We start from the raw sequence: 16212 nt of genomic DNA on the forward strand, positions 1-16212 counted from the left end.
TTATAACTGAAGCTTATTGAATCACTTCTTTTTATTGTTTCTACGCGACTCTTGAACCGGGTAGCATGCCTCCCATCATAATTTTCCTGAGCGCTGAATTTTTATGGGACGCAACGCTTCCAGCCAAACTTTACAGCCTATTCCAGAACGCACCTTTCATCACGATGCGGATCTGGAGTCCATGAACCTGCGTTTCGCTGGCGCCAAGCCAAGCGAAATTATGCAGTTCACCATGGAACACGCTCAGAACCCGGTGGTTTTTACTAATTTCCGCCCATTGGCGATAGCTTTTCTTCACTTGGTTACCCGCGCCAAACCGGATATCCCGGTAATTTGGGTGGATCACGGCTATAACACCCCGGAAACCTATCGCCATATCGAAAATGTGGTCAAATCTCTCGATTTGAACCTTCGCACCTACTCACCGAAGATGTCCGCGGCCCACTACAACGCTGTATACGGGGGAATCCCACAGCTGGATACCCCTGAGCATGACTTCTTCTCCAGGACCGTTAAATTGGAGCCGTTTAACCGCGCTATGCAGGAATTGCAGCCGGATGTATGGCTAAACGGTATCCGCCACGATCAGAATTCGCACCGCAAAAACCTGGATATTTTCACCCAGGGCAACCACGGTACTATTCGAGTGGCACCGATGTTCCACCTAAAGGAAATCGATGTGGAAGAGTATGTTTACGAGAATGACCTCCCCGATAACGATATTTACTTTGATCCAACTAAAGGTGAGGAGCACCGGGAGTGCGGATTGCTGTTGGAAAAATAGAGTGGAATACTCGGCGAAGACTAGCGTATTTCGCCTATCTCTTTAACAAGGCCTTCTATCCCAGCCGTTTATAAAGTAAATACTTTTTGCGTATTTACCGAATAAAAAAATCTATTACACAAGGCGAGTCTCGACTCGCTGTATTTTTTTCAAAAAGGAGACTCTTCTATTTACTTCCGCGTAAATCCAGAAGAGTCCTTAAATTACTTATCATGCGATAGGCTAGGCAACTGCCCCTTTTGCAAGATGACCTCCTTTTTCCATGTAAATTTTCAGGTCCTTCAGCATTTGCTCAAATTGAGAGCCAGTCATCTTCTTCACCACAGGACTCAACACGCCTCCTAAAGCATTTAACTCCATATTTGCAGTGAAATTCACTGTTGTGCCTCCACCAACAGAGGGGCTTAATTTAAATTGAGATAAACTCTTTTTAACGGGGAATCCCGGTGGCGTATTTTTGGTTTCAACCGAGACATCCAGTTCATAGTTTTTCTCATCAAACCTTGTAATAGTTTCATCTGCGACAAGACCCGACGGTCCCTTATTTGTCAGCACACAAACCCGGCCTTCTACACTCGCATTTTCAACAGGTTTTCCTTCCTTAGCGAAGGAGTGAGGGATTAACGTCATCCACTCGTAAGCTGTATCAAAATCAACGGCGAGGACTTTCCAGACCTCATCAATTGGGCGGTTAATTGCGATTTCTCGGTTTACTTGGGCTTCTTTCATCTCTGATCTCCTGGGTTTCTCTATGGGAGTGCTATTGACGGGAGACAGATTAACTGGACACTATATGCAACGGAATACAGCAAAATAGGACAGCGTGTTGCATAAAGAGTCCATAGATTGGGGGGATATCCAGTTCTTTATCGCGGTAGCCAGGAGTAAGAGCGCTCGCAACGTTGCTGACGACTTTAAAGTCAGCCATTCCACAGTTTCTCGCCGTATTGATGCCCTGGAGGAAAAGCTCCAGGCCAAGCTGTTTTATCGCAGCTCCAAAGGCTATCAGCTGACGGAGGATGGCAAGGCGATGCTCGACTACGCCCAATCGGCAGAGCAGTATCTAAATGCCGCGCAGAAGCATTTACAGGGCGGGAGTAACCAGCTCTCCGGGGAAGTTCGTATCACTATGCCGGATGTAGTCGCATCGCACTTAATTATCCCCTACCTAAATGACTTTTCACGTACGTATCCAGAGATCAATGTACAGCTACTGGTTACTAGCCACGTTCTCGATTTGGAAAGTCACCAAGCCGACATAGCACTTCGTATCCTCCCCAAAGGCGACGTCGATGTTTCGGATCGACTTGTTGCTCGCAAGCTCGCCGACCTACCCAGTTGCTGTTACGGTTCTCCGAGGTATATCGAGAAATCTGTACCTGACGATGGCCACTGGCTCGGCTGGAGTGGCGATGACGCCACATTGAATTGGGCCAAAGACACGCCCTATCCACAGATGCCTTATCAGCACCAGATTAATCATGGTTTGATACAGCTAGAGGCAGTTAAGAGTGGACTGGGGCTGGCCAGGCTGCCCTGCTTTCTTGCAGATGGTGCTGAAGGAGTCGTTCGGGTCCCTGGGGCAGCCCCATCCAGCCTGCATGAACTGTGGCTAGTCTCCAACCCAGAGCACCGCAATGTTATGCGTTTTAAGGTTTTTAGGGAGTTTATCGTGGAGTTGTTTAGCCGCCTGAATGATAAGTTAATAGGCAAGGCTTAACTGCATCGACAGATATTTTTCTAAAAGTGATGGGGTGTATTGTGACTTTAGTGGTAACTCAATACTGATTTACACGCTTTTTGGCCATAATTTTTGCCGACCAATACCCAATTTTCTGGGAGCTGATTGTCAGAGTGGATACTTGGTAATGGGGTAATCGGCTCATCCACTCTCATCACCAAGCTTAATATTGTCGCAAAGCAAGCTCTATTACAGCTTACTTTGCGCCTTACCTAACGCCCACTGGATAATTACATCCTCGTAGTTGAATTCACCAATACTTCACCTTCCGCGTAGAGTTCACAGCGATCCCTTATCTGGTACTGCTTTCGCTGTTCCTCACAGGCCTGAAGAGCACTTTGACTCGCCTCAGCTTGGGTGCTTCCACCATCTTCGTTAAAACCTGCTACAAATGCGCCACGATAGTCCACAGCCATTGCCAGGGCCTTGTTTCCTGAGTACTTCCTGTAAGTTGACATTAGTTGGCCCAAACCACTGATCTCAGGCTCGAACTCCAACCCCTCTTCCTCCTCCAACTCATCCAGCATCGACTGCAACTGTGCCCGCGAGCCCTCTTCTGCAATTTGCATGAATAGCGGTTGGGAGACTTTTGCGAAAAGATCTTTATCTCGGTCCAGGTAAAGCTCCAGCACATACCACCAAGCAATTCCTGTTTCTCTCGGTGCGCGTAAATACGCCTGCTCCAACATTTCCATATACTTCTGGCGGGGATACCCCAAAACTTGCATTGTGATCGCCAGTTCATGCCAGTACGCCGGTACTTCCCCATTGGCATTTACCAATTGAACATATTTATCCCGGATACGTTTCATGTTTCTGGGACTGGGGTGTCCCTCCTCCGCCAAGGCTGCCGATAAATCATTTTTTGCCTGGGCTTCAAGATACCAGGTTTCTCCCTGGTACTGCGCCGGAATAGAGTTCAAGACTTCCTCAGCGCGGGAATAGTTTTCTTCACCTGTCAAAGCAATGGCCAGTGCGGACTTTAACGATGGGCTAGAAGCCTGCTTTTTATCTGCATAGGCAATATATCTCTCTAGTGCTTCGGATCCCTGCTCTGAAATTGCCATAAAGTAGGCCAGTTCTGCGACTGCGGTACTACTTTCCATCAGGTTAACGGTGGGGGACTTAACGATACCATTATCGGAAAATTCTCCCTCATAATAATTGAAATGACTTTTCGGCAATTTCTTATACTGCTCATTGAGCTCGTCAAAAGTCATTCCCAGAGCTTCAGGTAGGCCCGCAATTGGATCATCGCCGGCGTTGAAAGCCTCCAAATAGTTATTTAAGGCTTTATTTCTACCTTTATCGAAAATCATCCAGTGAGCTAACATCCATCCACTGGCATAAAGTGCCCCGGTATCCCTTGAATTCAGCGAACCAGGAGTGGCTGAAAGCAGCTTATCCAGTGGTAACTCTCTCGCTCGAGTAAGACTAATCGCTCGATCAACAGGTATTTTTCCGAAGCTGTACTTTTTATTTTCCTCAAAATCTACCGTGGAAAACACTTCAGCAATACCTTCACTAAACCAGTAGGGGTAGAGGTGCTGGCTTCCGCTGTAGGTCAAAAAATGCGTATATTCATGAAACAACGTCTGACGAGCCGGGTTGTCAGGAAGGACGCTATTTCCGTTTAGGTTTAATAATGCAAAACTCCCATACGCAGTATTATGGAATTGTCCAATGACAGTTCTAGACGACTCACTACCGCTGACTCCTTTAAAGCTGAGCCGATCATCCAGGGCGTATATCGTCAACTTCTGTTGATCTGCTGAATACCTGATATATCGTTTTGCGAAAATTCGAAATCGTTCCAAGTCTATTGCCAGTTTTTCAACTTGCTTGGGGTTGTCATTGGTAACGATCCGAAAATGCTCGGTTTCGATCTCATACCATTCGGAATTCACTAATTTCTGCGTGCTTGTGCAACCGTATAAAGCCAGTGCAATCACACCACTAGTAACTATCAAACGACGAGCATCGCCGAGAATAGAAGAGATTAGGTTCCCCATAAGCCTTATGGTCCGTTTAATTTTATTTTTTCGTGGAAATAGATAAGTAGAAAGGTTACCTATAATTTTTTTCTTTTTAAAAATACAACAATATTATTGCTTGGCCAGAATTTACTAAAAATTTTACTGTTTACTTTAATGGTTTGTCAGTAATTTCAGGCTTTAAAGGAAGGATAGGTGCCCGATCAGCGTGGCGTTTTTGATAGGGGAGAAAAAAGACCGAATTTGTCGCAAGTTATTTTTAAGCGGAAAAAATATCCACAGTAATTCCCCTTTTGGGAAATTACTGTGGGATTTTCGGAAAAATGGCAATTAGACGTCGAGGTTTTCTACTGCCAAGGCGTTGGTCTCGATAAAGTCTCGGCGTGGCTCTACCTGATCACCCATTAGAGTTGTAAAGATCTGGTCCGCGGCAATGGCATCTTCAACGGTTACCTGCAGCATACGGCGGCTCTCCGGGTCCATGGTCGTTTCCCAAAGCTGCTCAGGGTTCATTTCTCCCAGTCCTTTATAGCGCTGGATACCGTAGCCTCTGCGGCTCTCGCCCATCAGCCAGTCCATCACTTCAGGGAAGCTGCCAACAGGGTGCTGCTTCTCGCCGCGCTGGATAAAGGCACCCTCTTCCAACAGACCTACCATTTTCTCACCTAGTGCGCAGATAGATGCGTACTCAGCGGAATCGAAGAACTCGTGGTTAATCAGGTAGTCACTGCCAACACCGTGGGCCACGATATGGATATGGGGCAGGAATAGGCCGCGCTCGGTGTTCTCCTGAACCGTCACTTCGTGACGACGGGTTCCACCACTTTCTTCGTCACCAAGTTTCTCCTGGAGCTTCTCACTCCAAGCTGCGACTTTCTCCTGGGACTGGAGGTCTTCCTGAGACAAGCTGGGCAGGTAGATCATGCTGCGCAGCACTTCCTCAGGGTACAGACGCGACAGGCGATCGATTGTCGCCAGTACGCTGCGGTACTCACCTACCAGGCTCTCCAGGGAGGCGCCAGAAAGTCCAGGGGCGTCCGGGTTCACAAACAGAGTGGCGCCTTCTAGGGCGGCGTTGGTGAGGAACTGGGTTAGAGCACCCTCATCCTTCAGGTACTGTTCCTGTTTGCCCTTGGAGATCTTATACAGCGGCGGCTGGGCGATGTAGATGTGGCCCCGCTCGATCAGCTCCGGCATCTGACGGAAGAAGAATGTGAGCAACAGGGTGCGGATATGGGCTCCATCCACGTCAGCATCAGTCATGATGATGATGCTGTGATAACGCAGCTTGTCCGGGTTAAACTCGCTCTTGCCGATGCCACAGCCCAGTGCGGTAATCAGGGTACCCACTTCGGCACTTGAGAGCATCTTGTCGAAGCGCGCTTTTTCCACATTGAGGATCTTACCCTTCAGCGGCAGGATCGCCTGGGTGCGGCGATCCCGGCCCTGCTTGGCAGAACCACCGGCGGAGTCACCCTCCACCAGGTAAATTTCAGATAGTGCCGGGTCTTTTTGCTGGCAGTCTGCCAGTTTCCCGGGCAGGCCGGCAATATCCAACGCTCCCTTGCGGCGAGTCATTTCGCGGGCCTTGCGGGCCGCCTCACGGGCTTTGGCCGCGTCGATCATCTTGGTGACGACAGATTTGGCTTCCTGTGGGTTCTCCATCAGGTAGTCTGTGAAGTGGTGGCCCATCTCCTGCTCTACTGCGGGTTTCACTTCGGATGAAACCAGCTTGTCTTTGGTCTGGGAGGAGAATTTCGGGTCCGGAACCTTCACAGAGATAATCGCGGTGAGACCTTCCCTGGCGTCATCGCCAGTGGTGTTCACCTTGTCTTTCTTGCCCAGGCCTTCCCGCTCGATATAGCTGTTCAGGCCACGGGTTAGGGCTGCACGAAAGCCCGCCAGGTGGGTACCGCCGTCGCGTTGGGGAATATTGTTGGTGTAGCAGAAGATGCTTTCCTGGAAGCTATCGTTCCACTGTAATGCCACCTCTACTGCAATGCCGTCTTCACGCTGGCTCTGGAAGTGCAGAACCTTGTTAATCGGGGTTTTGTTCTGGTTGAGGAACTCCACAAAGGCACTCAAACCACCTTCGTATTCATAGACCTCTTCCTTACCACTGCGCTCGTCCTTCAAGACAATACGCACACCAGAGTTCAGGAAGGACAGCTCGCGCAGGCGCTTGGCCAGCACGTCGAAATGGAATTCGATATTGCTGAAGGTGTTCTCTGAGGGTTTGAAGTGCACCGTGGTGCCGGTGGTATCGCTGTCACCCACGACTTCCAGGGGTGCCTGGGGCACACCGTGGTGGTAGGTCTGCTCGTGAATCTTGCCACCGCGACGGATAGTCAGCTTCAGCTCCTTGGACAGAGCGTTTACCACCGATACCCCTACCCCGTGCAGACCGCCGGAGACCTTGTAGGTGTTGTCATCAAATTTACCGCCCGCGTGAAGGACGGTCATAATCACTTCTGCTGCAGAAACCCCCTCTTCCGGGTGAATCTCTGTCGGGATACCACGGCCATTGTCCGATACGGAAATGGACTCATCCGGATGGATGGTTACACGGATCTCATCACAGTGGCCGGCCAGCGCTTCATCGATGGAGTTGTCGACCACCTCGAATACCATGTGGTGCAGACCGGTGCCATCGTCGGTATCACCAATATACATTCCGGGGCGCTTGCGCACCGCATCCAGGCCTTTTAATACCTTGATACTGCTTGAGTCATAGCTTTGCTGCTCTGACATTTATTCGCTCCATTAAACTTATTGTGCGGCCGAAGCTTCGGCACTGATCTTCCCATGTTCCACGTGGAACACTTTCGGGCAATTCCAAGGGGCATCTAGTTGCCGCCAGGGGCGACTTGTAGTGCCCTCCTCAATTCCGGTTACAAGCACCTGGCAGGCACAACGCCCAACCCAATGCGCAAAAATCTGTTGGTTACTGTCATCCAACTCTGCCGGCAAGTCATCTACCAGGAATACTGGCATATCCCCCTGCCTACAGACTACCTCCGCCATGGCCGTGCGCACTGCACACACCAACATCTTCTGTTGGCCTCGAGATAGGATATTGTGGGCCGACTCACCGGCTACGGTAAAACGAATATCTGCCCTATGGGGACCAATACGCGTATGCCCCTGTGAAACATCTGATTCCCGTGATTCAGATAGAGCGCTACGCAGGTCAACTTCTTTACGCCAACCGCGACGGTAACTCATATCGACACGGCTCAATAGGCTCTGTGGTAACTCATCGAGAAGTTGCGAAACAGCGGTCTGCAATTGAGAAAACTGAGCTAATCGCAGATCGTTTACACGCTCGCCACTAAGGGCCAACTGCTCTTCCCATACGCCGATGCTGGCCTCATCGATTTTACCACGACGCAGGAGAGCATTTCGCTGCCGCAGTGCGATTTGATAATTTTTCCACTCCTGGGCAAATAAATGTTCCACGTGGAACACTGTCCAATCCAGCAACCGGCGCCGAACGCCGGGGCCACCATCAAGTGCGGAAAAACTTTCACTGTTTATCAATTGAAGTGGCAGGCAACTAGCAAGCTGTGAGCTGGATTCCGCTGGAGCCTGGTTAACCCTGATTCGGCCCGAGCCATCTGCGAGGCGCTCTACCCCCAAGTTAAGACCTGTATCGAGCTGGGCAAAAACCGTAAGCCCACCAGTATCATGCTGAATAACCGATTTGTGCTGACGAGAGCGAAAGGAACGACCGGTTGCCAGCATATGTACCGCCTCTAGCAGTGAAGTCTTGCCACTGCCATTCGCACCACAAAACACATTAACACCAGGACCCAGTTTGAGATCGGCAGAGCAGATATTTCGAAAATTAGATAAGAGAAGACGGGTCAGCGCCACAGACACCTCCCCCAGAGCGAAGAGCGCGATGCACAGGCATCGCTTTGTTTATCGGCTACCCCACCGAGCGGGGAGGTAGCCTCAATCCATTCAGAAAAGAGCAATGGGTGGGCTGCCTTACAGGCGCATAGGCATAATCACGTACAGCGCATCACCTTCTTCAGGTTGCTGCAGCAGAGCACTGCTATTGGCATCCGCCAAACTGATACGGATCTGGTCACTGTGAATAGCACCAGTGACGTCCAGCAGATAGGAAACGTTAAAGCCAATTTCCATTGGCTCACCTACGTAATCCACCATCATCTGCTCTTCCGCCTCTTCTTGCTCCGGGTTGTTGGCAACAATTTGCAGCAGCCCCTCAGAAACCTGAAGGCGCACCCCACGGTATTTCTCGTTGGAGAGAATCGCCGCTCGGGAGAAGGCCTGGCGCAACCCCTGGCGATCCGCATAGACCACATTGCCCGCGCCTCGCGGCAACACGCGCTCGTAGTCAGGGAATTTGCCGTCTACCAATTTAGAGGTGAAAGTAAACTGACCACTAACCACACGAATATGGTTGTTACCCAGCACGACCTGTGCCTGTGCATCGCTGTCTTCAAGCAAACGACCCAGCTCGAGTACGCCTTTGCGCGGCACAATAGCCTGGATAGGCGTGGCGACATCCAGGCCGGGAGCATCACGATCGCAGAGTGCCAAGCGGTGGCCATCAGTAGCAACCGCGCGCAGCTGCTGCGGGCGACACTCTAGCAGTAAACCATTCAGGTAATAGCGCACATCCTGCTGAGCCATAGCAAAACTGGTGGCTTCTATCAGGCGGCGGATCTCGCGCTGGGAGATATCGAAACGAGTCTGTGCACTGGCCTCTTCCTGGTTCGGGAAGTCCGCTGCGGGCAGAGTCGACAGCTGAAAACGGCTGCGGCCACTGCGCAGAATCAGGCGTTCGCCATCGCGCTCAAACTTTAGTTCAGCACCATCGGGCAAAGAGCGACAGATATCCAGCAGCTTGCGTGCGGGAACGGTCACCTCGCCCTCCATTTCTACACCGTCTACACCGAGACGGCCGACAATTTCCACTTCCAGGTCAGTACCGGTCAGGGAGAGTTCCTGGCCCTGTAACTGCATCAACACATTGGCCAGGACTGGCAGTGTTTGGCGTTTTTCAACAACACCGGCCACCAGTTGTAACGGCTTCAGAAGGGCGTCCCGGCTCACATTGAATTTCATCGGTAGTTTCGCCTTGTTTTGTCAGTTATTCGATTAAGTGGTCAGCGACCGTGTCAGCAATTTAACGTCCTCGCGAATATCCGCGTCGGACTCCTGCAACTCACGTATTTTACGGCAGGCATGCAGTACTGTTGTGTGGTCGCGACCACCGAAGGCATCGCCGATCTCCGGCAAGCTGTGATTGGTCAGCTCCTTGGCCAGGGACATAGCGACTTGGCGGGGACGGGCCACCGAGCGACTGCGCCGCTTGGAGAGCAAATCCGCCACCTTAATTTTGTAGTATTCAGCGACAACCCGCTGGATATTATCCACACTGACCAGTCGATCCTGTAGGGCCAACAGGTCTTTTAGTGCTTCGCGCACAAGGACATCGTCAATAGCGCGGCCGGTAAATTGCGAATTGGCAATTACGCGGCGCAGTGCACCCTCGAGCTCCCGCACATTGGAGCGAATACGCTGCGCAATAAAGAAAGCGGAGTCGTGAGGTAAATCCACACCCACCTGCTCGGCCTTCTTCATCAAAATAGCTACCCGGGTCTCGAGCTCCGGAGGCTCTACAGCCACCGTTAATCCCCAGCCAAAGCGGGATTTCAAGCGCTCTTCCAAGCCGTCGATCTCTTTCGGATAGCGATCACAGGTTAGGATAATCTGTTGACCCCCCTCCAGCAGGGCATTGAAGGTATGGAAAAACTCCTCCTGAGAGCGCTCCTTACCGGCAAAAAACTGGATATCATCAATCAGAAGGGCATCAACAGACCGGTAGTAGCGCTTAAAGTCGCTGATCGCATTCAGCTGTAGCGCTTTCACCATATCTGCAACAAAGCGCTCGGAGTGCAAATACACCACCTTAGCATTGGGGTTGCGCTCCAACAGTGCGTTGCCAACCGCGTGCATCAAGTGAGTTTTCCCCAGACCCACGCCCCCATATATAAAGAGGGGATTGTAGGCGCCACCCGGATTGTCAGAAATCTGTTGTGCCGCAGCGAGGCCCAGCTGGTTGGACTTACCTTCAACAAAGGATTTGAAAGTAAAGTTGCGATTGAGTGAGCTGCCGTGCTTGATAGCCCCCTCCACCTCAACCTGCCTGGCCTGCTGCTCCGGTACGGAGCGAGCCATACCATTCATAGCCGGTGGTCGCAGATCTGTCAGGGCCAGTTCGCCTGTCGTCATCTGTTCGGCAGTCACCTCCTCAGCCATAGCGGGATGAGGCACCGGCCTGCTGGCACCAAACCCAGATCCCAGCGGTGAAGTCACCGGAGGTGGCGCAGTGGCAACAGGTGGTACAGATACCTGTGGCGGCACTACTGCCGGCTGGACTGGAGGTGGTGGCGGAGTTGGCGCCGATGGCGCGGGTGTCGGTACCGGTGTCGGAGGGGCATTATTTGTTACATGGCCGCGCTGGAAGCGAGCCGGCCGGCGAGCGGTAATCTCGAGCGCCACTTGCAGAGGGCGTCCCGGTGCAAACTGTTGCACCAACTCGCGAATGCGGTTCAGGAATTTATTGCCAACCCAGTCCAGCACAAAGCGGTTCGGTGCGATCAGGCGCAACTCGCCCTCCGCACTGACGGGATTGACGCGCAACGGTCTGATCCAGGTATTGAACTGCTGAGACGGCAGCTCGTCCTGTAAACAGCTCGCGCACTGCTTCCATACGGATTCAGTCAAGAAACCCCCCAAAAAACCCCAAAATGGTAAGACCAAGGAGAGACGGCAAGGCCGGATTAGAAATCACCCGGGGCCGTCAAATAAGATCGGCGCAGTATACCTTTCCACCTTTAGGTTATCCACAAGAAAGACTGCATCTGTTGAAAAAACTGCGCAAAAAGATCCACACAATCAAGGATTTGCACAACAATTAGACAATTGGGGTGGGAATCTCTCGAAAGTTATCCACGGAAAGCTGTGAATAACTTGGGGTCAATCAGTGGGCATTCAGAGATACCCCTGATGACTCAACGACTTGTCTAGTTGGCGTAAAAAATTACAGTAAACTCGCGCACCAATAAAAAGAATTTCCCTGATTAGCGCGTTGCTTTCGCTGCTGGCTTTCTATACAATCCGCGGCCTTCGCAGGGCGTAGCTCCGTCTGCACCGGCTTTGTGCCGGACCGGAGTCCAGGCCGCGGCCGGGAAAGGTCCCGAGAAATTTTGAACACAAAGTCTCAGGTAGCAAGACTATGAAACGCACATTTCAACCAAGCAACTTGAAGCGCAAGCGCACTCACGGTTTCCGCGCTCGCATGGCAACCAAAAACGGCCGTAAGATTCTGGCCCGCCGTCGCGCTAAAGGCCGCAAAGTACTGTCTGCATAAGATCTCTTCCCTTTTAGAGATATCTCTTTATGCAGCAGGTGCGCAGCAGCTTCGGATTTGCCAAGACGCTGCGCCTGCTCAATGCGGCGCAGTATCGCTTGGTATTCAACGAAAACCAGGTGCGCGCCGCACACCCTCATCTGTTGATCCTCGCCCGTCCCAACTCCTTGGAACACCCGCGTCTCGGTCTCGTTATTGCTAAAAAGCATGTACGCAACGCCTCCGACCGCAACCAAATCAAGCGTATAACCCGGGAAACCTTCCGTCTGCAGCAATACGATTTGCCGCCGCTGGATGCCGTGGTGCTCGCACGCCCTGGGGTCGCAGATCTGGATAAGGCCGAGTTGGCGAAACTACTGAATAAACTCTGGCGTAAACTGGCCAAGCGGGCTCGACAGCCGCAACCCCGACCATGAAGTGGATACTGATCAAGCTGATCCATGTATACCGCTACCTGGCCAGCCCCTGGGTAGGCAACCAATGTCGCTTCTACCCCACCTGCTCCCGGTACTCTGAAGAGGCCATTGAAACTCATGGAGCGATAAAAGGGGGTTATTTAACTCTGCGCCGCCTTATAAAATGCCACCCCTGGCACCCTGGTGGATTGGACCCGGTTCCCCCCACCAGACACAAGAACACGCTCTAGGTAATAAGATGGATTGGCAACGCTATACGCTGCTCGGCGGAATTCTCGCGGTTCTCCTGGCACTTATCTTCCAGTGGAACGCATTTCAAGAGCAACACACTCCTGAACTCGACCGCGAAACCGTCGTGCAGACTGGCGGCGAGACTGTCAGCCAAATACCCGCCGAAACACCCGCGAGCACCGGCGACAGTGATGTTCCCCAACTTCGCTCCCAGGTGCCCGCTTCCGATGAGGGCAGCAGTACTGAGAGCAAGCTGATCAGTGTCACCACCGACGTTTTTGATCTGCTCATCAATCCTCGTGGCGGCGATATCGTCAAAGTGGCGCTGCGCAAACAACAAGAGAAGTTGGATACCCCGGACCAACCCCTGATCCTGTTGAACCAGACCCGCAACCATACCTATATTGCCCAAAGTGGCCTTATCGGTAAAAACGGGACCGACAGCGCCGCTGGCCGCCCGGTTTTCAAGGTGGCAAAAACCGAATATGCGATGGTTGAGGGCGACGATACCCTGATAGTAGACCTGACTCTGCAACAGGAAGGAGCCAATATCACCAAGCGCTTCACCTTCAAGCGTGGAGACTACCTGATCCAAGTGGCCTACCTGGTGGATAACACCAGTGACAAGCCCTGGTCCGCGGCCATGTTTGGTCAGATTAAGCGCGATGCCAGTGAACCCGCAACCGACACCGGTTTCGGCATGTCGCCTTTCCTCGGCGCCGCCATCCGCACCAACGAAAAGAACTACTTCAAGCAGGACTTCGAGGAGATTGCTGAAAGCCCCACCCGCGAAACCATCGAAGGTGGTTGGGTAGCTATGGTTCAGCACTACTTTATCAGTGCCTGGATTCCCCCCCAGGACGAGCGCAATACCTTTGAATTGAAGGAGCTATCCAACGGCCTCTTCCGCATGGGCTTTACCGCACCTCAAGTGCAAATCCCCGCTGCCACCCAAGGCGAGCTGAGCGCTTCTTTCTACGCTGGCCCGAAAGATGTTTACCGTTTGGAAGAAATCTCCCCCGGCCTCGACCTGACCGTCGACTACGGCTGGCTCTGGTGGATCGCAAAACCGCTGTTCGGTGTCCTGCACTTTATCCAGGAGCATATTGTCAGCAACTGGGGCTGGGCGATCATCCTGCTCACTGTATTTATCAAGACGCTGCTTCTGCCTCTGTCCGCCGCTGGCACCAAATCCATGGCGCGTATGCGCAAGTTTGCGCCGCAGATGAAAAAGCTGCAGGAACAGTACAAGGATAACCGGCAAAAGCTGGCGGAAGAGACCATGAAGCTCTACCGCCGCGAGAAGATCAATCCGATGGGTGGCTGCCTGCCGATCCTGTTGCAGATGCCGGTATTTATCGCGCTCTACTGGATGCTCACCGAAACCGTTGAGCTGCGCCACGCGCCCTGGATTTTCTGGATTCACGATCTGTCGGCGAAGGACCCCTACTTTATCCTGCCGGTATTGATGGGCCTGTCTATGTGGTTTATGCAAAAGCTGAACCCGGCGCCGACTGATCCAACCCAAGCCCGCATCATGCAGCTGATGCCGGTAATGATGACTGTATTCTTCCTGTGGTTCCCAGCGGGTCTGGTTCTGTACTGGATCGCCAACAACCTGATTACCATTGCGCAAACCTGGTATATCAATAAACAGGTGGATGCCGGTAAGTACTAACCAGTACCGATCTGCAGCAACACAATAAACAAGGGCCGCTAATGCGGCCCTTTTCCGTTCTGTCGAGTAAACTCAGCCGATGACACAAGAAAGCCTCAATCGCGACACTATTGCCGCTGTTGCCACCGCGCCCGGGCGCGGCGGCATCGGCGTTATCCGACTGTCGGGCGCAAGAGCCCTGCAAATTGCCCAACAAATCTGCGGGGAAAAATCCCTCCAGCCCCGCTCTGCCCACTACCGGAACTTTACCCACAAAGAGCAGTTAATCGATCAGGGATTGGCACTCTTTTTCCCCGGTCCCAACTCCTTTACCGGGGAAGATGTGGTGGAACTCCAGGGACACGGCGGCCCAGTGATTCTCGATCAGTTACTTCAAGCAACTATCGAGTTGGGCGCTCGACAAGCCCGACCCGGAGAATTTTCCGAGAGGGCTTTCCTCAACGACAAAATGGATTTAACTCAGGCCGAAGCGATCGCCGATTTAATCGACGCCGGCAGTGCCCAGGCAGCGCGTAATGCCATGCGTTCACTGCAGGGCGCGTTTTCCGAGAAAATCGAAGACCTGGTGGAAAACCTTACCCACTTGCGTATCTACGTGGAGGCCGCCATTGATTTCCCCGAAGAGGAAATCGACTTCCTCGCCGATGGCAAAGTGGCAGCTGATATAGAAACCCTACTGGCACAAATGGTGGGTGTGGAAACCCAGGCGCGTCAGGGCGCGATAATGCGCGAGGGAATGCGAGTTGCTATCGCAGGACGCCCCAATGCAGGGAAATCCAGCCTGCTCAACACACTGGCCGGACACGACGCCGCTATTGTCACCGATATCGCCGGTACCACTCGGGATATCCTGCGCGAACATATTCATATCGACGGTATGCCCCTCCAGTTTGCCGATACTGCGGGATTAAGGGATGCCCCGGATAGAGTCGAGCAAATTGGTATCGAACGCGCCTGGGAGGAAATCCACGGCGCAGATAGGGTACTTCTAGTCATGGATGCAGAGCAACTCCACTCCCTGGACCCCACACAAGTTTGGCCAGAATTTACCAGTCAGCTAAAAGATCTCAACAAACTGACATTGGTACTGAACAAGATCGACCTCACCGACTACAGCGCTGGCCTTCAGGCACACACTGAAGGCGTGCCAGTGATTGCCATCAGTGCAAAAACAGGTGCCGGGCTCGATGCGTTAAAAGAACATTTAAAACAGAGTATGGGTTTCAGCGGCGCTGGAGAGGGAACATTCAGTGCCAGGCGCCGACACCTGGACGCACTGGGCCGGGCACAAGCTTTTATACATCAGGGCCAGCGGCAACTTCACACTAGCGGTGCAGGCGAACTGCTCGCCGAAGACTTACGCCAAGCCCAGCAGGCTCTGGGAGAAATTACTGGCACCGTCAGTGCCGATGAATTACTCGGCAAGATCTTCGGCAGTTTTTGTATCGGTAAGTAAACACCCCATCCCAACTTCCAAGTTATCCCAAGGGGGAGGCTACTTTATCCTCCCCCGCTTTTCTCCTTCCAGCTTCCCAACATATTTCTCACTTCTTTTACACAGGCTTAACCCCGACTTTCAGGGCGGGTAAATTAAATCCCCAATTTTTCCCGATCTTATTAAATAGATTCGCGAAAAAATCCGGCAAACAACTCTGCAAAATAAGATATGGCGCCGATCGAGTTATACATGTCCACGGGGATTTCCCGTGGATATCTTTTCACTTGCTCCAATCACCTATAAATCACATAGATACAGCAACAAAACTCACAGACTTATACAATATTCACTCTTACGCACAATTAACCCCCAAGTCTTATCACCATCTACGCACAAGCTAAAACCTGAAATTGCCAGGTGTGAGTAAAAAAGGGGATAAACACCTGCGTAAGCAACGAATGCTATGATGATAACTTTCCCGCCAGCACGAGGCGCGCAAAGTTGTCCCGGCTTTCCACA

General features: G+C 52.1%; 13 protein-coding genes. 7 read left to right on the forward strand and 6 right to left on the reverse strand.

The window, feature by feature from the left end; translation table 11 throughout:
- Nucleotides 1-103 precede the first annotated feature (103 nt).
- A complete protein-coding gene (locus ACJJIL_RS22340; RefSeq protein WP_444911839.1) occupies nucleotides 104-784 on the forward strand; it encodes a phosphoadenosine phosphosulfate reductase domain-containing protein in 681 nt (226 codons plus the stop codon).
- Between the two features lie 222 nt (nucleotides 785-1006).
- Here the strand turns inward: ACJJIL_RS22340 and ACJJIL_RS22345 are convergent, their stop codons facing one another.
- Nucleotides 1007-1513 carry an SRPBCC family protein gene (locus ACJJIL_RS22345; RefSeq protein ID WP_282930559.1) on the reverse strand — a complete coding sequence of 169 codons (507 nt, stop codon included), beginning with the start codon at nucleotides 1511-1513 and terminating at the stop codon, nucleotides 1007-1009.
- Between the two features lie 97 nt (nucleotides 1514-1610).
- Here ACJJIL_RS22345 and ACJJIL_RS22350 point away from each other — a divergent pair, with 97 nt between their 5' ends.
- Nucleotides 1611-2504, forward strand: coding sequence for a LysR family transcriptional regulator (locus tag ACJJIL_RS22350; RefSeq protein WP_445360806.1), 894 nt, complete (start codon nucleotides 1611-1613; stop codon nucleotides 2502-2504).
- Between the two features lie 251 nt (nucleotides 2505-2755).
- Here ACJJIL_RS22350 and ACJJIL_RS22355 read toward each other — a convergent pair whose 3' ends face one another.
- From ACJJIL_RS22355 to dnaA, 5 genes are all read right to left on the reverse strand, one after another.
- Nucleotides 2756-4537, reverse strand: a complete 1782-nt coding sequence (locus tag ACJJIL_RS22355; protein WP_445360807.1) for a hypothetical protein — start codon at nucleotides 4535-4537, stop codon at nucleotides 2756-2758.
- 312 nt (nucleotides 4538-4849) lie between these two features.
- Entirely contained in the window at nucleotides 4850-7270 is a 2421-nt protein-coding gene (gyrB, locus tag ACJJIL_RS22360) for a DNA topoisomerase (ATP-hydrolyzing) subunit B (protein ID WP_445360808.1), read from the reverse strand.
- An 18-nt stretch (nucleotides 7271-7288) separates the two neighbouring features.
- Nucleotides 7289-8395: a DNA replication/repair protein RecF gene (gene recF / locus ACJJIL_RS22365; RefSeq protein ID WP_444934532.1), complete on the reverse strand. Its 1107-nt coding sequence runs from the start codon at nucleotides 8393-8395 to the stop codon at nucleotides 7289-7291.
- A 117-nt stretch (nucleotides 8396-8512) separates the two neighbouring features.
- On the reverse strand, nucleotides 8513-9619 hold the full coding sequence (gene dnaN / locus ACJJIL_RS22370) for a DNA polymerase III subunit beta (RefSeq protein WP_108731194.1): 1107 nt from the start codon (nucleotides 9617-9619) through the stop codon (nucleotides 8513-8515).
- Nucleotides 9620-9652: 33 nt separating this feature from the next.
- Nucleotides 9653-11284 carry a chromosomal replication initiator protein DnaA gene (gene dnaA, locus ACJJIL_RS22375; RefSeq protein ID WP_444959779.1) on the reverse strand — a complete coding sequence of 544 codons (1632 nt, stop codon included), beginning with the start codon at nucleotides 11282-11284 and terminating at the stop codon, nucleotides 9653-9655.
- Nucleotides 11285-11795: 511 nt separating this feature from the next.
- Between dnaA and rpmH the strand changes: the two genes are divergently transcribed.
- The 5 genes from rpmH to mnmE all read left to right on the forward strand — a co-directional run bounded on the left by rpmH (nucleotide 11796) and on the right by mnmE (nucleotide 15711).
- Nucleotides 11796-11930 (forward strand): 50S ribosomal protein L34, encoded by a 135-nt coding sequence (gene rpmH, locus ACJJIL_RS22380; protein ID WP_020413885.1) that lies wholly within the window; start codon nucleotides 11796-11798, stop codon nucleotides 11928-11930.
- Between the two features lie 29 nt (nucleotides 11931-11959).
- Nucleotides 11960-12346, forward strand: a complete 387-nt coding sequence (gene rnpA, locus ACJJIL_RS22385; protein WP_413663877.1) for a ribonuclease P protein component — start codon at nucleotides 11960-11962, stop codon at nucleotides 12344-12346.
- Complete coding sequence (gene yidD, locus ACJJIL_RS22390; RefSeq protein ID WP_108735100.1) at nucleotides 12343-12576, forward strand: membrane protein insertion efficiency factor YidD; 234 nt, start codon at nucleotides 12343-12345, stop codon at nucleotides 12574-12576. The genes rnpA and yidD overlap by 4 nt, the downstream gene beginning before the upstream one ends.
- Before the next feature lie 8 nt (nucleotides 12577-12584).
- Nucleotides 12585-14255, forward strand: coding sequence for a membrane protein insertase YidC (yidC, locus tag ACJJIL_RS22395; protein ID WP_444892426.1), 1671 nt, complete (start codon nucleotides 12585-12587; stop codon nucleotides 14253-14255).
- A 79-nt stretch (nucleotides 14256-14334) separates the two neighbouring features.
- Nucleotides 14335-15711: a tRNA uridine-5-carboxymethylaminomethyl(34) synthesis GTPase MnmE gene (mnmE, locus tag ACJJIL_RS22400; protein ID WP_444934531.1), complete on the forward strand. Its 1377-nt coding sequence runs from the start codon at nucleotides 14335-14337 to the stop codon at nucleotides 15709-15711.
- The last annotated feature ends 501 nt before the right edge of the window (nucleotides 15712-16212 follow it).

Source organism: Microbulbifer maximicatervae (SeqCode) (genome assembly GCF_052468095.1).

Coding starts and splice junctions, on each gene's coding strand:
- rnpA (WP_413663877.1), top strand. CDS start 11,960: ATGCAGCAGGTGCGCAGCAGCTTCGGATTTGCCAAGACGCTGCGCCTG.
- gyrB (WP_445360808.1), bottom strand. CDS start 7,270: ATGTCAGAGCAGCAAAGCTATGACTCAAGCAGTATCAAGGTATTAAAA.
- ACJJIL_RS22355 (WP_445360807.1), bottom strand. CDS start 4,537: ATGGGGAACCTAATCTCTTCTATTCTCGGCGATGCTCGTCGTTTGATA.
- ACJJIL_RS22345 (WP_282930559.1), bottom strand. CDS start 1,513: ATGAAAGAAGCCCAAGTAAACCGAGAAATCGCAATTAACCGCCCAATT.
- yidD (WP_108735100.1), top strand. CDS start 12,343: ATGAAGTGGATACTGATCAAGCTGATCCATGTATACCGCTACCTGGCC.
- ACJJIL_RS22340 (WP_444911839.1), top strand. CDS start 104: ATGGGACGCAACGCTTCCAGCCAAACTTTACAGCCTATTCCAGAACGC.
- yidC (WP_444892426.1), top strand. CDS start 12,585: ATGGATTGGCAACGCTATACGCTGCTCGGCGGAATTCTCGCGGTTCTC.
- dnaN (WP_108731194.1), bottom strand. CDS start 9,619: ATGAAATTCAATGTGAGCCGGGACGCCCTTCTGAAGCCGTTACAACTG.
- rpmH (WP_020413885.1), top strand. CDS start 11,796: ATGAAACGCACATTTCAACCAAGCAACTTGAAGCGCAAGCGCACTCAC.
- mnmE (WP_444934531.1), top strand. CDS start 14,335: ATGACACAAGAAAGCCTCAATCGCGACACTATTGCCGCTGTTGCCACC.